The sequence below is a fragment of the Mucilaginibacter sp. 21P genome, assembly GCF_019331605.1.
GTDB lineage: Bacteria > Bacteroidota > Bacteroidia > Sphingobacteriales > Sphingobacteriaceae > Mucilaginibacter > Mucilaginibacter achroorhodeus.
The window spans coordinates 1,014,506-1,031,200 of the sequence record NZ_CP063061.1 but is presented as its reverse complement, the minus strand read 5'-3'; the positions used below and the strand labels follow the sequence as shown (position 1 = coordinate 1,031,200).

Here is a 16,695-nt window from a genome sequence, read left to right as displayed (position 1 = left end):
CGCGCTGAGTAAAACGCGCTAATCTAACTCATGTTTCAAATCTTTCATCTTCGGATTTTCCGACTTTATGGGATTAATTTTCCAATCCTTATGTCAATTATTTAATTGCTTTCGCGGTCTATTGCATCAGTGATGCGTTCGAAAGATTCATAACGCACCAAATCAAACACTCTATGTTTCTTAACAAAAATGGAACATTCATTGTTAAGGTATTGCCAAATCCGGGCACGTAGATCTGATATCACACCAATATAAAAGGTTATTCGATAAGAATTGGTCATTATGTAGACATAGGGAGGTTTGATGAGCATGGTTTGTGATAACTTTTGGTTCCCTTAATATACGGCTCTACATGTCGGATGCCGAAATAAATTCGGCATTACGCAAGGGGTGAATATTAAATTATTTTGCTAATTTTATTGGCAAAATATCTGTACATCCAAACACATGGCTAAAACCAAGATCGCTTATTTCTGCCAGAGCTGTGGCTACGAGTCGCCTAAATGGCTGGGCAAGTGCCCAAGCTGCCAGCAATGGAATACTTTTGTTGAAGAAATACTGGAGAAAGGTAACGCAAGTGTCCCTACCTGGAAAACCAATAGTGCTTCTACATCTATGCAGCGCGCCAATAAGCCGGTTGAGGTAGCAGATATCACCTTTAGGGAAGAGCATCGCTTGCTTACACCTGATAAGGAGTTTAACCGTGTTTTAGGCGGTGGCATTGTTGCGGGCTCGTTAGTGCTGATAGGTGGTGAGCCGGGCATTGGTAAATCAACCCTGATGCTGCAACTTGCCTTGAATATGCCGAATGTGAAGGTACTGTATGTATCAGGAGAGGAGAGCGATCACCAGATAAAAATGAGGGCGGAGCGCTTGCGCGAAAGTGAAAAGTCAAAAGTCAAAAGTCTGAAGTCTGAAGACGAAAAAGGCTGTTTTATATTGACAGAAACTTCTACCCAAAATATATTTAAACAGATAGAAGAATTACAGCCCGATGTATTGGTGATAGATTCGATACAAACTTTGCACTCTGCACATGTTGAATCTACTCCCGGCAGCGTTTCGCAGGTAAGGGAGTGTACGGCAGAGCTGCTGCGCTTTGCCAAAGAGACATCAACCCCTGTTTTCCTGATAGGCCACATTACTAAGGACGGTATGATAGCCGGCCCCAAAATATTGGAACACATGGTAGACACAGTTCTGCAGTTTGAGGGTGACCGCCACCATGTGTACCGCATTCTGCGCACTATTAAAAACCGTTTTGGTTCATCATCTGAATTGGGTATTTATGAGATGCAAGGCGAGGGTTTGCGTGAGGTATCCAACCCATCAGAAATTTTACTATCGCAGCGCGAGGATGGTTTAAGCGGTATTACCATATCGGCCACATTAGAAGGCATGAGGCCGATGCTGATAGAAACCCAGGCTTTAGTGAGTGCATCGCCGTACGGCACACCACAACGTACGGCAACCGGCTTTGATACCAAACGTATGAGCATGCTGCTTGCCGTATTGGAGAAACGCTGCGGTTTCCGTTTGGGTGCTAAGGATGTATTCCTGAATATAACCGGCGGCATCCGTGTAGAAGACCCGGCCATCGATCTGGGATTGGCGGCGGCCATCATTTCTTCACATGAGGATATCCCGATCTCGGCTAAGGTTTGCTTTGCAGGTGAGATAGGATTATCGGGCGAGATTCGTGCGGTTAACCGCGTAGAGCAACGTATTGCAGAAGCTCAAAAGCTTGGTTTTGAACAGATCTTTATATCCAAATATAATATGCCATCTGCAGCAAAAGACAAAGGTAAACTCGACCTCTCGCGTTACACTATCGATGTAAAACCGGTTGGCCGGATAGAGGAAGTATTTGGGCTGTTGTTTGGCTAAATATCACGTAATGCGAAGGGTAAGCAAGGTAATGTCGTCTATAAGTTTTCCCTTTACCACATTGTTAATGTGATGCATTAAGCCCTCGTTAAAAGCATCAGGATCAAGATGGCCATTATCAATTACGTATTCCATCATCTTGTCCTCATCCCAACTCTTATTACTGGTCGATTCAAGGTCCATCAACCCATCCGTGTAATTAAATAAAAGGCTGCCCGGATCAACATCTATTTCGCCTTCATTTAAAAAAGGCAGTTCATCAAATGCACCTATCATGGTGGTACCCAGCTTTAACTGCACTGCGCCGCCGTCGGCATATAAAATGGTAGGATTATGCCCGGCGTTAACGTAACAAAGTTTGCGCGTACGTTCGTTATACTTGGCCAGGAATAACGTGATAAAGCGCTCGCCTTTGGTATTACGTATTACAATCTTATTAAGGCGTTCTACCACCGTTGTAAGGTCGTCTTCAATAGCAACCAACCCGTGCAGACTGGCCTGGAAATTGGCCATCAACAATGCCGCGGAAATTCCCTTGCCTGATACATCGGCAACGCACCACATAAACTCATTCTCGTTAAGACGGAAAAAATCGTAATAGTCACCGCCGATATCCTGGTGAGGCAGGTATTTGGCATCCACTTCAACACACTTTTCTTTATGCTCGCGTAAAGGCACCAGCATGTTCTGCACCTCCACCGCAAGCTCCATTTCGCGCTGAAAGCGCTCGGCTGCAATACGTTCGCGAAAAAGCCTTTTGTTCTCCAACGCCACCACAATTACGTTAATAAGCGTTTGAACGAAATTAAGATCATTGCTGAGCATATCGTCGGCAATATTAAAATCGCCGATGAGCGCAAAAGCAAGTGCCTTATTCTTATGATAGATGGGGATGAAGTAATTGTAAGTATTAAGCACCTTATCCGTATGGTCGCGTAAAGATGATGGTGCCTTTAGTTTGCTGAGTTGTTTCCAGGTATTATTGAGTACAATAGGCGATTCGATAGCGCCGCCATATTTGGCGATACAGCTAAAACTACCGCTTTTCTCGATCATGAACCTGAATTTGCCTATCTGGAGATAGTTTTTCAGGATCACCTCAAGCATCTGGAAAAGTGTTGCGGTAGGGGTATTTTTATTTATAGCACGGGTAACCTCCAATAAAGAGTTTAACTCCGATTGCCTTTTAAGCAACAGCCTGATGAGTTCGTCTTCGCCCGAGCTTGCCTGGTTGTTTTGCATTTTGTTAATACCCTGTCTAAAATAGGTAAATAATATATTTTAGAAAGGCCGAAAGCCCATTTTTTAAATATTGATGCTAAACCATCACACCGCTACCTTACCACCCTGCCCTTCCAGGCGTATCTGCGTGTATTGCCCATCAGGCCCACGTATACGAAATATAAAATGTGGATAGGCCCAAGAATGATCAATAACGAAACCAGTTGCGGCCGCTTAAAGAAGCCGGTAATAGGAAGCAGAAATGCAACCTCTATCAAATATTTGAGCATGAATTGCACCAGGAACAATATCATAAAATTGACATTGTAGAAACCAAGTGCAAAATTGACCAACAACGATAGGTTAAACAGCCAGATACAAACAGCCAGTGCAACTACCTTTTTATCTTTATACCTAGTTGATTTTGATGCCCACCTGCGCCTTTGCTGCAAAAATTCGTTGAGCGTATGTTTGGCGTGTGTGTAAACAACCGCCTCATGATTTTTGAGGAAGCCTATCTGATGCGGATATACTTCTGCCACTTTTTGCAGTAAAAGTTCATCATCGCCGGAGGCAAGGTCATCTATCCCTTTAAAGCCGCCTACTTCATAAAACACATCTTTGCGGTAAGCAAAGTTGGCCCCGTTACAGGTAGACGCCCTTCCATTTCCGATAAATGAAGCCCCGATGCCTATCAGGTAACTAAATTCCAATGTCTGCAGTCGCTCAAATAATGATGTTTCTTCAAAATAGGTTACCGGCGACGAGATCATTACAGGCTTTTCAGTTTCATAATAGGCCACTACGGTCGATAACCATTTAGTACCCATCCGGCAGTCGGCATCGGTACATATCATCAGGTCTCCGGTTGACTGGCTTATCGCTTCGGCAATGGCTTTCTTTTTATAAGAATTGAGCGGTTTATCTTCATTAAGCTGCAGCAGCTTTACGCCACGGTCTGCATAACTGCGAATAATATTGGCCGTATCATCGGTAGAGTGGTCATCAACAATGATGATCTCTGTTAGATGTTTGGGATAATCCTGGTCAAGTATATCCTCAATGGTGAAATGGATGCGCTCAGCCTCGTTACGGGCCGCAATGAGTACAGTTATGGGTGTTTGCAGTGGTGCACCATCAAGCTTGGTGCGCTTTAAAGCTGCCCATCCTTTTATGAGGTAAGCAACTACTAACAGGTACAAGGCTGTCAGCAATAAGGAAACAGAACTATGCAGTACGATCAAAGAATCTCAATTTAAATACGAATACAGAACCGATAATGGCAGGTATGATCAGGTTGATAAGCCAGATGGAAGATACCGCTGCAATAATAGCAATTTGCTGGTTGGTTATATACAAAAATAAATGCATGGCCGTAAAGCTGCGCACGCCTATATCCAGCAGATCAAGTGATGGCATGGCCGACTGGATAAATATGAAAACCATTACCGTCATCATCATTTCGAAGAAAGGCAGGGTAGGTAACAGCAAATGAATAACCAAATAATATTGGAAAGAGAACACAAAGAAACGGGCAAGGCTATAGCCAAATACTTTAAGCAGTTCATCTTTATTATACCGCCCCATGATGTCAAAAAAACGGCGGAATTTTTTGAGGAAGCTGATCTTATCCAACCAGCTTATCAGTGTGCTGATCTTAAAGTATAACATCAGGAATACCGCTAGGAAAGTGATAGAGATAGCCGCAACGCCAACAAACAACCAAATGTTCCAGTCAAGGAAATGCCATACAAACCAGAGTGAGGCCAAAATACCCACCAGATTGGTTATCACATTTTGAGCAAATGCCCCAACGGCCATAGCAAATACACCATGTATACGCTTACGGTTTGGCAGGAACATTACGCGGCCACCATATTCACCAATACGGTTAGGGGTAAATATAGCCCATGAAAGGCCGCAGAAAACTGCCTCTACAGCTTGCCATAAAGTAATAGACGTTAATTTCCTAGCGAGATATTGCCATTTAAAACTCTCAAGCAACCAGTTAACCACCATCAGCAATACTACAACTGCCATGGTATATATCACCTGGTTTCTGCCGATAGCAGATGTTAACACCTTAAACTGTTGCAAACTATCGTTCTTAGTGAGCAGTTTATTATAGACGAACAGAACCGTTAAAACAAGTATAGATGCTTTAAGCAGGTACGAGAGTATCTTTTTGGCAGAGGCTGTCAAGTATCAGTATTTGCGCAATGTTACAAAAAGCGCTGTGCAGCGGCGAAAGATTAATTGTAATTAATCCTACATTAAAAGCACAACAAAGCAACAAGTTGATACCTAATACAGCTTTGTTTGAAAATTGTTTTAACAAAATCTTGCCTATTTCTCAGCAATCAGATCATCAGTTAGTTTTTCAAACTCAGCTATAAACTCGGTGTAGTGCTTACCTGTGCCCGGGCCGTTAAAGCCGGTATGGATCTTACGTACGTCACCTTTTTTATCAATAATGATCGTAGTAGGGAAGCCAACTACTTTGGTAAGTGCAGGCAGGCTTTTGGCAGTTTCTTCTTTGTTGCTGGTATAACCTGTTATTAATAATGGATACTGCACGTTAAAGCGGTTTTTGATCTGGGTAACGGCTTTTTGAGATTTTGCAAAATCTTTGATGCGCTCGTAAGCCAAACCAACAACCTCTACCCCACGATTATGATACTTTTTATAGTAGTTTACCATATAAGCGGTCTCATCCATACAGTTAGGGCACCATGACCCCATTATCTGCAGTATCACCACCTTGTTTTTAAAACGGGCATCACTTAATGATACCGGCTTTCCGCTAAGATCTTTAAACGTAAAATCTATCTTTTTATAACCCCGCTTAAGTGCAGTTAAAGAGTATGCATCGGGCAACTTAGCATTCTCATCACGTATTGCTGTCCAGGCAGTTTTGCCTGTTAGGCCTGAATAGAACTGCCCGCCGGTGATGGTATTATTATCTGTAATGTTAGCTTTAAATAGAAAAGCATGCCCGCCATCAAAGCAGGATAGGTAAAGACTATCGCCATTTACGGTACCCTCGAGAAAACGATAGTCGCCTGTGGTGGTTAAAAATGTACCGGTAACCTTTTGCCCGGTTTGTGTAAACTCACCAACTGTGGTGTCGCGGCCATCGCCTTCTCCAATAATTGCCGACCAGCGGCCGCTCACATTTTTATCAGCTTTAGCGGGATTTTCAAAGAAACGCCACTTTAGGCCGGGCGTAGCTACAAATTCCATGGGTACATCTTTTTCACCCAAATGTTTAATGTATTGGCCAACCAGTTGCTTTCCTTTGCGGACAAGCTTAAACTCTGAGTCAAACAAAGGCATTTTGATCAGTACCGAATCGCCTTTGGTTTTCACATCGGTCACCTTAAAGCGCTCTGTACTATTGATGATGTACAGCTGTTGGCTATTGCCGGAGGTAGTAACATCAAAGTTAAAAGGGATCTCGTTTGCAGAGGCGGTTTTAAGGACCCCGCGCCAAACGCCGGTTTGTATTTTGGTTTGCGCAACGCTTATTTGAAACAACGCAGCTACAAATACTGCGCTGGTGAATATCTTTTTGATCATGGTCGAAAAAAGTCTACTAAATTTGTATACTTTTCAAAAGTAGCAAATTCAGTGAAACTATTTTAACACTTCACGTGATATTACAATACGCTGAATTTCTGATGTACCCTCATATATCTGTGTGATCTTGGCATCGCGCATCAATCTTTCAACGTGGTATTCCTTAACATATCCGTATCCGCCATGTATCTGCACTGCCTCAACAGTAGTGCGCATCGCGGTTTCTGATGCAAATAATTTGGCCATTGCCGCGGCTTGTGCGTAGGGCTGGCCATTGTCTTTTAGCCATGCTGCACGGTGGCAAAGCAAACGGGCTGCATCAATCTCAGTGGCCATGTCTGCAAGTTTAAACTGAATGGCCTGGTGATCGGCAAGTGGCTTACCGAAAGATTGCCGCTCTTTTGCATACTGTACAGATAACTCGTAAGCACCTGCAGCAATACCCAGGGCTTGTGAAGCGATACCGATACGGCCACCTTCAAGGATAGCCATCGCGAACTTAAAACCGAAGCCCTCTTCGCCTATACGGTTCTCTTTGGGGATCTTCACATCACTGAACATCAATGAGTGTGTATCAGACCCACGGATGCCCATTTTATTTTCTTTGGGGCCGATGGTAAACCCTTTCATACCTTTCTCTACTATCAGCGCATTTATACCGCGATGTTTTTTGCTGGCATCGGTTTGTGCCATAACAATATAGGTAGAGGCCGAATTACCGTTAGTGATCCAGTTTTTGGTGCCGTTAAGTAAATAATGGTCCTCCATATCAATAGCGGTGGTACGCTGCGATGTAGCATCAGAACCAGCCTCGGGTTCACTTAAGCAAAAAGCACCTATTACTTCGCCCGTTGCAAGCGGCACCAGGTATTTCTGTTTTTGTGCTTCACTGCCATATTTCTCCAGGCCATAACATACAAGAGAGTTGTTTACAGATACCACAACAGAGGCCGATGCATCAACCTTAGAAAGTTCCTCCATCACAAGCGAATAAGATATTGCATCCATACCGCTGCCGCCGTATTGCGGCGATACCATCATACCCATAAACCCTAACTCACCAAGCTTTTTAATTTGTTCGGCAGGAAATTTCTGGTGCTCGTCGCGTTCTATAACGCCGGGTTTCAATTCGGTTTGTGCAAAATCACGCGCCGCCTGGCGTATCATTTTCTGTTCTTCGGTTAGTTCAAAATGCATATGTAAATATAGTGTTATGCATGCATAGCAAAAAGGTAAGCACAAAAAAAGAGAGCTCTTTTGAAGCTCCCTTTTCCCCTAATTAATTTAAACTATTGATTAAACCCAAAATAAAAGAACATATTCATCTCAACTTGGGCGCCTGAGAATTCAAAATAAAGCCCTTCAACTCAAAGAATTTTTCACAGGTAGATGAAATATTTTTCAAAGATGTATGCAGGACCGTTTAGCTTTTAACAAACACCAGGCCATAAAAACCTATGCAGGGCTTTGCTAACAGTAGCTATAAACAGGATCGGTTATTCATTTTAGGAATACCGGGGTTTAAAAGTCTACCAAATAAATCGATTATCATTGAATACTAACCTGTTAAAGGGGTATTACCTGTTTAAACATAAATTGCTTAACTGTTGCGCGCCCAACTTTTAATGTGATGTTTTTTGAGTTAAAAAATTTTGTAGCTACTTTTAGAGAACCCTTGAGATGGACAAAAATCCTGAAAATTGGCGTCTATTTATTGAGACTTATCTATTATACCATACACTTGCTGTACCTATTTTAATACAAATTAAGAAAATGCCTATAAAATTGAACAGAAGTAAGCTTGCCGCCACGGCAGTTGCTTTGTTAGCGCTTAGCGCCTGCGATAACCAGCAAAAGGTTTACGAACAAAACGATGTTGTTATCCATAACATAGATAAAAGCATAAAGCCGGGAGATGACTTTTTTAGATATGCGAATGGCACCTGGCTGAAGGCGCATCCGATACCTGCCGCTTATTCGGCCTGGAGCATCTTTAACATGGTACAGGAAGATCTGCGTAACAAGATGCGTAAGATAAACGAGGATGCCATGAAGGCCAATGCAGCCAAAGGCACCAACACGCAAAAAATAGGCGATTTCTATTACAGCGGTATGGATACCGCTACCATAGAGAAATTGGGCTTATCGCCGTTGAAAGAGCAACTCGCGAAGGTAGACGCAATAAAAGATACCAAAAGCCTGGTTGATGCCTTCGCCACCTTACTTACCATAGGCGTAAACACGCCGATAGGCGTTTACGCCGGACAGGACGAGCGCAACAGCGAGAAAATGATGCTGCAGCTTTACCAAACCGGTATTGGGCTGCCCAACCGCGATTATTATTTTAAAAACGATGAGCACACTGCAGCAGTGCGTAATGATTACCAGCAAAAGCACCTGCCTGCGTTGTTTAAGTTCTTAGGTAATAACAACGAGGCGGCTAAAAAGGCAGCGCAGCAAACCTATGCTATAGAAAAGTTCCTGGCCGACAGCTCCAGGACTTTACAGGACCTGCGCGACCCTTACCATAACTATAACAAAATGCCGCTGGCCGGCTTAAGCAAATTATCTCCGCTGGTAGATTGGAAGGCAACCTTTGATAAAGCTTACTATGAGAAAGTGGATTCGGTTATCGTTGGCCAGCCGGAGTATCTGCGCGCTGTAAATGCTGCGCTTACCAAATTTAGCCTTGACGATTGGAAAAATTACCTTCGCAAAAACCTGCTTGAGGAATTTAGCCCTTACCTTAATAAGGCTGTTGCTGATGAGAACTTTCGTTTTTATGGCACTGTAATATCAGGCAAAAAAGAACAATTACCTCGCTGGAAACGCGTATTGGATGTTGAGGAAGCTGTTATGGGCGAAGTTTTAGGGCAGATATTTGTGAAAGAATATTTCCCGGAGAAAACTAAGAAGCGTTATGAGGAGATGGTTGAGGCGGTGCGTACTTCGTTTAAAGATCACATTGATAAACTCGACTGGATGAGCCCTGCTACAAAAAAACGCGCTTATGAGAAGCTGGCCAAAGTTTATCCAAAAGTAGGCTATCCTGATCACTGGCGCAATTACTCGGGCCTTGAGATAGATAAGCACAAGTACGTGCAAAACATCATGAACAGCGCACAGTTTGACCGCAAGTTTAACGCGAGCAAACTGGGCAAACCTGTTGACCGTACAGAATGGGGCATGACTCCGCAAACTTACAACGCTTATTACAACCCATCTAATAACGAGATAGTGCTGCCGGCAGCCATATTTACGATACCGGGCACTGCCGACGATAAAATTGATGATGCGGTGGTTTACGGCTACGGCGCTGCATCAACCATTGGCCACGAGATAACCCACGGCTTTGACGATGAAGGCCGCCAGTTTGATGAAAAAGGAAACCTTAAACCCTGGTGGACACCGCAGGACTCCGCCAAGTTTGCAACACGTGCCGATATGCTGGTGAAGCAGTTTAACGGCTATAAGGTGAATGACCTGCATGTGAACGGCAAGGCGACCCTTGGCGAAAACATTGCCGACCTGGGTGGTATAGTCATCGGCCTTGATGCTTTTAAAAAGACCAAACAATACAAAGAAGGCAAAACCATTAATGGCTTAACACCGGTACAGCGTTACTTTTTAGGTTATGCCTTGGGCTGGTTAGGCCACAGCCGCAAAGAAACCTTATCAAACCAGATACTTACGGACGTGCATTCACCAAACTTTTTGAGAGTAAATGGCCCGTTCAGCGATGTGCCAGAGTTTTACGAAGCGTTTGGCGTAAAGAAAGGCGACAAAATGTGGATAGACCCGGACAAGCGGGTGAAGATCTGGTAGCAACAAAAAAGGAGAGCCGTTTAGCTCTCCTTTTTTGTTATCCGAATATCTGGTTAAGTAACCCGGCAAGCCTTACGCCGCCTTTAACCAATTGCTCGTTAAGTGTACCAATGTAATCGAAGTTGTAACGGTAAACGTTCACCTTGTCGCCATCTTTTACACCTGCGTAAATTTTTGCTGCCAGGTGGTTTGATTCTAAGATCCATTGGCTAAGTGGCGCCTTTTGCCACTCGTTGCGTTGTGCGAGGGTAGTGTGGTTTATCCATGCAACATATTCTGTGTAGCTCAATTGCTGAAAATCTATCAACTGGCTATCCCATATCGAGTGCAGGTTGGTTGGGTTGTTAAACCAAGTTAGTTTTATGTCGTTACCGCCTTTATCAGCAAAATGGCCGGTATGCATCGGCTGGTGTATATCCTCAACAATATGGATAACCATGCGCAAAGCAAGCAGCCTGTCTGCTTTACTGGTAGTTTTCTTTTTCAGTTCAGCCACAAGGTAATTGATCTTTGTGTAGGCATCAGCTGTGGTATCGTTCTTTAAATGCTCCTGCAATTCAGAATTGGTCATTTCCTTTTCCAAGTTTATGAAGTGCCAGTTATACAGGTAGCCGTATTTAGGGTCTGATTTGATAAAATCCGCCCAGTTGCTGGTAATGGCGATAGATTCGTTACCTAAGATGGCCTGTATGGCTTTACGGGCTTTTGGTGTTAGGTAGCTATCGGCAATTTGTCCGCAAATACGGTGGCCGTTAGTTCCCCAGGCCATAGTTTGCGCCGGCAGGTATAACAAAGCCAGGCCTAAAGCAATACGTTTTATTAAATTAAATTTCATTTGTTTTATAGTTGTTTTGGGATGCAAGTAGTTCTTTTTATCAGCTTCAGATCGATAGGTAACACGCCGGATGTTGGACTAAGTTGAACTAACGAATCTGCTTTTTTCGTCACCTTAAAATATTCTTCATAAACGCCTGATCGCAAACAGCCGGATGGGTCCTTGTAGCTGTAATCTGCATTACAGAAAATGCCGCGTACGTGCAGGGTATCATTCTTTTGCTCGTAAACACCTTTGGCGTATTCTGCCCAATGGCCGCTTTTGGTACAACTATCTGCACCGGCGTTGGCCTTGCTGAAGGTATTTATCCGCACAAAAAACGAATCACAGTTAAACCTAAGGTTATATAAAGAATAATTAACCAACTGTTGCTGCATTGTTACACTGCCCTGCTTCCACTCACCCTGCAGGTAAGCTTGCCCCGGCGTTTGTGTATCGGGGTTAAATTTGCAGGCAGATGTTAGCAATATGAAAGGTAAAAGGTAAAAACCTAAAGGTTTTATAACGCAAACGAACAGTCTTTTACCCTGAGCTTGCCGGAGGGTTGCGCGTTGGCCCGGCCCGCGATGGTTCGACAGGCTCACCATGACATTCCTGATGAAGGTTAAAGCCGAAAGGTAAAAGGCGGAAGGCTTTTTCATAAACCGTGTTCTGATAATTCAAAAGCCTCTTCCGTAAAAGGGAAGAGGCTAAAAATTCTACCCCCCTTCAGGGGGCGTGAGGTGCTATTTCAAGCTACCGATCATATTTTCAGGGCGTACCCATTGGTCAAACTGCTCGTTTGTCAATAAGCCAAGGCCAATGGCGGCCTCGCGTAATGATGTGCCTTCTTTAAGGGCGGTCTTGGCAATTTTAGCAGCATTATCGTACCCGATATGCGGGTTAAGTGCCGTAACCAGCATCAAAGAATTTTCAAGGTGCTTTTTAATACCTTCGTAATTTGGCTCTATACCGGCAGCACAATGATCTGTGAATGACACACATGCATCGCCAATTAAGCGTGCAGATTGCAGGAAGTTTGCAGCCATTACCGGCTTAAACACGTTAAGCTCATAATGACCGTTTGAGCCGCCAATAGAGATAGCCACATCGTTACCCATAACCTGGGCAGCAACCATGGTTACGGCTTCGTTTTGGGTTGGGTTTACCTTACCCGGCATAATAGATGAGCCCGGTTCGTTATCCGGAATATGGATCTCGCCGATACCGGAACGCGGACCAGATGCCAGCATACGGATATCGTTGGCAATCTTCATTAATGATACTGCAATTTGCTTTAAAGCGCCATGGCTTTCTACAATGGCATCGTGTGCAGCCAATGCTTCAAATTTATTCTCGGCAGTGATAAATGGCAGGTTAGTGAACTTGGCAATATACTCAGCCACCTTAACATCATAGCCTTGCGGTGTGTTAATACCGGTGCCTACCGCAGTACCACCCAAAGCAAGTTCACTAAGGTGATCCAAAGTATTGCGTAAAGCTTTAAGGCCATGATTAAGTTGAGAAACATAACCTGAAAATTCCTGGCCCAATGTAAGCGGCGTTGCATCCATCAGGTGGGTACGGCCTATCTTAACCACGTTTTTAAAAGCTTCCGCTTTTGCGTGTAAGGTATCACGTAATTTCTCAACCCCCGGAATGGTTACATCCATCAATATCTTATATGCAGCAATGTGCATAGCAGTTGGGTATGTATCGTTTGATGATTGTGATTTGTTCACGTCATCGTTAGGGTGAATAAAGGTTTTGCCCTCGCCCAATTTGTTGCCTTGCAGCACATGTGCACGGTTGGCTACCACCTCGTTAACGTTCATGTTTGATTGTGTGCCCGAACCCGTTTGCCAGATCACCAGTGGAAACTCCGCGTCTAAAGCACCGGTTAATATCTCATCACAAACCTGGCTTATCAGGTCGCGCTTTTCGGCAGGCAATACGCCCAGGTCAGTATTGGTGTAAGCTGCTGCTTTTTTCAGGTAAGCAAAGGCTTCTATAATTTCCTTCGGCATGGAAGCTTCCGGTCCAATTTTAAAGTTGTTACGAGAACGCTCTGTTTGCGCACCCCAATATTTATCGGCCGGTACCTGTACCGCGCCCATGGTATCATGTTCGGTTCTGAAACTCATAACGATAGTATGTTTTAGGGCAGCAAATTTAGTTTTTTATGCCGAGGATGCTAAAGGTTAAGGGTAATCTTTTTGTTAAGGTGTAAAGGAAATCTACAGCTTATATTTGCGAGAGGACATTTAAAATATTTCATGGCGAGGAGTACCGACGGCTATCGGGACTACGGGGCATCTCACAGGAAGATCAAGCGTGTCTGCAGCGTTGAGATTACCGCTCAATTGCCCGTAGTGACATGTTGAATAATATTTTATATTTATCAATGCAGAATTATTACGAAATTTGTAAGGATGACTGATCTGAATGAGTTTGAATGTGAAATGCTTGATGCCCTGCTGGAAGCCTTTGGCGTTCCGGACAGCCTTACCCGCGACCAGGTGATGATCCTTTTTGACGGGGATGAAGCCGCTGCATTTTCCATGATACAGATATTGCTGCGCGAAGAGTTGATCAAAGTCACCGGAGAACACGGCCCTTATGATATTCCTCAAAAGGTGATATTGAAACCCAAGGGCGAGAAACTCATCAAATCGGGAGGTTTCCTGGCGCTGTACCGAAAAGAGCAGCAAAAGCCTGTTGAAGTTGGGGGTACATTAGCAAAATTGCAGCAGCAAAACATGCGCTTGCAAAACCTCAAGCTATCAAACGAGTCGCAAATACGCGATCTGCAGAAAAAGGCAGATCAATCCAAACTTACACTCTACATCAGCTGGGCAGCCATTGCAGTTGCGCTTATCATTGGTTTTCTGTTGGGTAAGTTTTTGTAATTTCCTCTTCCCCTTTTTAATATCCGTAACATCTGTATTACATAATACGATAGTAATGCGGCAGTAACAATTATTTAACTGCGCCCGGGTTATTTTGTCATAATTCTTTATCCTGTGAAAAAGATCTTTCTCATTGTTTCGCTTTTTTTTATTGCTAACGCTACCCATGCGCAGTTTTATGGCGCTGTAGCCGGTTATAAACTGGTTGACGGCGGCAGCTGGGTAAAATCAAAAAACTATTATCTGCTAACGCTGATAGAAAATGACAAGCAAGCTAAGGCGATCCTTACCTCCGATAAAGAGCTTGCCACCCTTGCCAAAGCAAAAACAGATGCGTTAAAGAACGCCATGAAAACTTGTAAAGACGGACTTTGCCTGCCTGCCACACTCAAGTTCAGTAACGAAGAAATAGACCTGGTAAGCCGACGCTTAGGTGCGCTGTACAAAACCGGTAATGCTTTGGACAGGCTGGTAAAGCAACATCTCATTCCATCTGGCTGCTATAACCTTTATAAAGATGAAACGCCGGCAAACCTTTTAATAAAGGCCTGGCAGCAAGATGCCTCGGCTATTAATTTCACTATTGGTGTGTACGCCGAAGGTAAAAAGCCCAATTATCCGCAGATAGATTCCATCAGCTTTGATGTAAATAAAAAAAGCTACTATACTTTGATGTACGATGCGGCAACAGAAGTTGCTGACACCGTTAAACCAGCCGATGTATTTTTTGCTGCACCCCTGCACGCTGCACTTACTTACCTTGAGATAAACGAACGCAACAATGCCGGCTTCTATGAGCCTATGGCAGCGGGTTTAAACAAGCCTGCCGTTCAAAAAGTAAGAACAGTAAAATGGGCGGCCTACCCTTACAGCCATATATTGGTGCCGGGTGCCGGTCCGGATAATTTGACTACCCCGCTGAGTGGCGAGGGTATGTTACGCTGCCGCTTTGCTGCGCGGGAGTACTTTGCAGGTAAAGCTCCTTTTGTAGTAGTGTCAGGCGGAAGCGTGCATCCTTTTAAAACAAAAAACAACGAAGCAGTTGAGATGCGCCGCTACATGATTAACACGCTGCACCTGCCTGCCAGCGCGGTTATTATTGATCCACATGCCCGCCACACAACCACCAACCTGCGTAATGATGCCCGTTTGGTTTTCAGGTACGGCATGCCATTCGCCAAGCCGGGGCTTATTGTAACCGACAAATACCAGAACGATTTTATAGAGAAAATGGACAAGCGCTGCATTCAGGAGCTGAAATATCTGCCTTACAAATTGGGTAGGCGCTTATCTGAAACCTCACTTGAATTTTATCCATCCATCAGCTCGCTGCAAATTGATGCTGATGAACCTTTGGATCCATAAAATATGATGAAATTTAAACTTGCTGCAGCCGCATTGCTTGTCGCCGGGTTATCAAGCGCCTTTATCATAAAAGGTATTGATACAACTATCGTCCGGGAAACTACCGTAGATTCATTAGGGGCATGCCAGGGGGCATCAAACCAAAATGGTCGTATTTTCTTATACGGCGACCGCGAGGTGGGCATGATACGCGAGTTTAAATGGGAAAAAGATAGCCTGAGATATATCAACAAGGAATATAAACTTACCCAAAACGGACAGGACGTTATTGGCCACCCTACGGGAATAGCTTATAATGGCAGCGACAAAGTTTTCATAGGCAACTCTATCCGGTTAAATAAAGAAGGTACGCAGTGGAAAGCTGTGATATACCTCGTAAACTGGCCCGGTTTGCAAAAGACCGGCACGCTGGATGGCAATCTCATCAGCACTATTGAAGACGGTGCCTGCATACAGGGGACCCGCCCAGAATATGTGAAATATAACAACAAATGGTATGTAGCCACCGCCGACTACGGCAACAAAGGCAACGAGGTACGTTTGTATGACCCTGAAAAACTTGCCCGTTGCACTAAAACATCTGAGCCGGGCGTGCTGTACAAAAAATTCACTTGCTCGCCATGGGTACAAAACCTGCATTGGGTTGCAAATAATGGTATTCTGATATTAATACAAAACCAGGTAGAAGGCCGCAAATGGCGCTTAACCTATGTGGATCTTAAAAAGTCTGTAGATGCAGGTACTATGCAGGTGATCAAACAGATTGACATTGATAGCCGCCAGGATGAACTCGAAGGCTTCACTTTTATCGATGGGAGCAAAGGTATTGCAGTGACATCCTCCCGCAAAAACAACGTTAATTACACCAACACAAGTTGGTAAACACCCTTTTTCTTAACAGAAAATTAATCTATTAGCGCTGTTTTGTTAAGACAGCGGCGGTAGCTTTGTTGCCATTATAGCAACAGCACACCCCTTCGTTTGCTATTTCAGCTAACTCTTTGTTTACTTATTCCAAAATTGTTAAACACATTGCCTATGTAACACTTCTTCTAACCGTATTAATCACAGGCTATAAAACACAAAAACCGGAGT

General features: G+C 43.9%; 14 protein-coding genes. 5 read left to right on the top strand and 9 right to left on the bottom strand.

Translation table 11 applies throughout. From position 1 onward, the window contains the following. Positions 1 to 101 precede the first annotated feature (101 nt). Positions 102 to 311: a GIY-YIG nuclease family protein gene (locus INP83_RS21325; protein ID WP_222431538.1), complete on the bottom strand. Its 210-nt coding sequence runs from the start codon at positions 309 to 311 to the stop codon at positions 102 to 104. Positions 312 to 447: 136 nt separating this feature from the next. Between INP83_RS21325 and radA the strand changes: the two genes are divergently transcribed. Then, the gene (gene radA / locus INP83_RS04505) at positions 448 to 1,887 is read left to right on the top strand and encodes a DNA repair protein RadA (protein ID WP_146269325.1); all 1,440 of its coding nucleotides are present in this window, start codon (positions 448 to 450) and stop codon (positions 1,885 to 1,887) included. A gap of 3 nt (positions 1,888 to 1,890) precedes the next feature. On the opposite strand, the gene INP83_RS04500 is transcribed toward radA, so the two are convergent. The 5 genes from INP83_RS04500 to INP83_RS04480 form a co-directional block, all read right to left on the bottom strand. Continuing rightward, positions 1,891 to 3,129, bottom strand: coding sequence for a PP2C family protein-serine/threonine phosphatase (locus tag INP83_RS04500; RefSeq protein ID WP_219126461.1), 1,239 nt, complete (start codon positions 3,127 to 3,129; stop codon positions 1,891 to 1,893). A gap of 92 nt (positions 3,130 to 3,221) precedes the next feature. After that, entirely contained in the window at positions 3,222 to 4,352 is a 1,131-nt protein-coding gene (locus tag INP83_RS04495; RefSeq protein WP_219126460.1) for a glycosyltransferase, read from the bottom strand. Further along, on the bottom strand, positions 4,336 to 5,310 hold the full coding sequence (locus INP83_RS04490; RefSeq protein WP_219126459.1) for a lysylphosphatidylglycerol synthase domain-containing protein: 975 nt from the start codon (positions 5,308 to 5,310) through the stop codon (positions 4,336 to 4,338). The genes INP83_RS04495 and INP83_RS04490 overlap by 17 nt, the downstream gene beginning before the upstream one ends. A gap of 144 nt (positions 5,311 to 5,454) precedes the next feature. After that, the gene (locus tag INP83_RS04485; RefSeq protein WP_219126458.1) at positions 5,455 to 6,687 is read right to left on the bottom strand and encodes a peroxiredoxin; all 1,233 of its coding nucleotides are present in this window, start codon (positions 6,685 to 6,687) and stop codon (positions 5,455 to 5,457) included. Between the two features lie 57 nt (positions 6,688 to 6,744). After that, entirely contained in the window at positions 6,745 to 7,884 is a 1,140-nt protein-coding gene (locus tag INP83_RS04480) for an acyl-CoA dehydrogenase (protein ID WP_219126457.1), read from the bottom strand. A 576-nt stretch (positions 7,885 to 8,460) separates the two neighbouring features. On the opposite strand from INP83_RS04480, the gene INP83_RS04475 reads away from it, so the two are divergent. Beyond that, entirely contained in the window at positions 8,461 to 10,512 is a 2,052-nt protein-coding gene (locus tag INP83_RS04475; RefSeq protein ID WP_219126456.1) for a M13 family metallopeptidase, read from the top strand. Between the two features lie 37 nt (positions 10,513 to 10,549). Here the strand turns inward: INP83_RS04475 and INP83_RS04470 are convergent, their stop codons facing one another. The 3 genes from INP83_RS04470 to fumC all read right to left on the bottom strand — a co-directional run bounded on the left by INP83_RS04470 (position 10,550) and on the right by fumC (position 13,470). After that, positions 10,550 to 11,347 (bottom strand): S1/P1 nuclease, encoded by a 798-nt coding sequence (locus tag INP83_RS04470; RefSeq protein WP_219126455.1) that lies wholly within the window; start codon positions 11,345 to 11,347, stop codon positions 10,550 to 10,552. A 5-nt stretch (positions 11,348 to 11,352) separates the two neighbouring features. Next, positions 11,353 to 11,988, bottom strand: coding sequence for a fumarate hydratase (locus tag INP83_RS04465; RefSeq protein ID WP_219126454.1), 636 nt, complete (start codon positions 11,986 to 11,988; stop codon positions 11,353 to 11,355). An 84-nt stretch (positions 11,989 to 12,072) separates the two neighbouring features. Continuing rightward, positions 12,073 to 13,470 carry a class II fumarate hydratase gene (gene fumC / locus INP83_RS04460; RefSeq protein WP_219126453.1) on the bottom strand — a complete coding sequence of 466 codons (1,398 nt, stop codon included), beginning with the start codon at positions 13,468 to 13,470 and terminating at the stop codon, positions 12,073 to 12,075. 288 nt (positions 13,471 to 13,758) lie between these two features. On the opposite strand from fumC, the gene INP83_RS04455 reads away from it, so the two are divergent. The 3 genes from INP83_RS04455 to INP83_RS04445 all read left to right on the top strand — a co-directional run bounded on the left by INP83_RS04455 (position 13,759) and on the right by INP83_RS04445 (position 16,482). Next, positions 13,759 to 14,235 (top strand): hypothetical protein, encoded by a 477-nt coding sequence (locus INP83_RS04455; RefSeq protein WP_146269335.1) that lies wholly within the window; start codon positions 13,759 to 13,761, stop codon positions 14,233 to 14,235. A 114-nt stretch (positions 14,236 to 14,349) separates the two neighbouring features. Further along, positions 14,350 to 15,600: a YdcF family protein gene (locus INP83_RS04450; RefSeq protein ID WP_219126452.1), complete on the top strand. Its 1,251-nt coding sequence runs from the start codon at positions 14,350 to 14,352 to the stop codon at positions 15,598 to 15,600. A 3-nt stretch (positions 15,601 to 15,603) separates the two neighbouring features. Next, on the top strand, positions 15,604 to 16,482 hold the full coding sequence (locus INP83_RS04445) for a hypothetical protein (protein ID WP_219126451.1): 879 nt from the start codon (positions 15,604 to 15,606) through the stop codon (positions 16,480 to 16,482). Positions 16,483 to 16,695 lie beyond the last annotated feature (213 nt).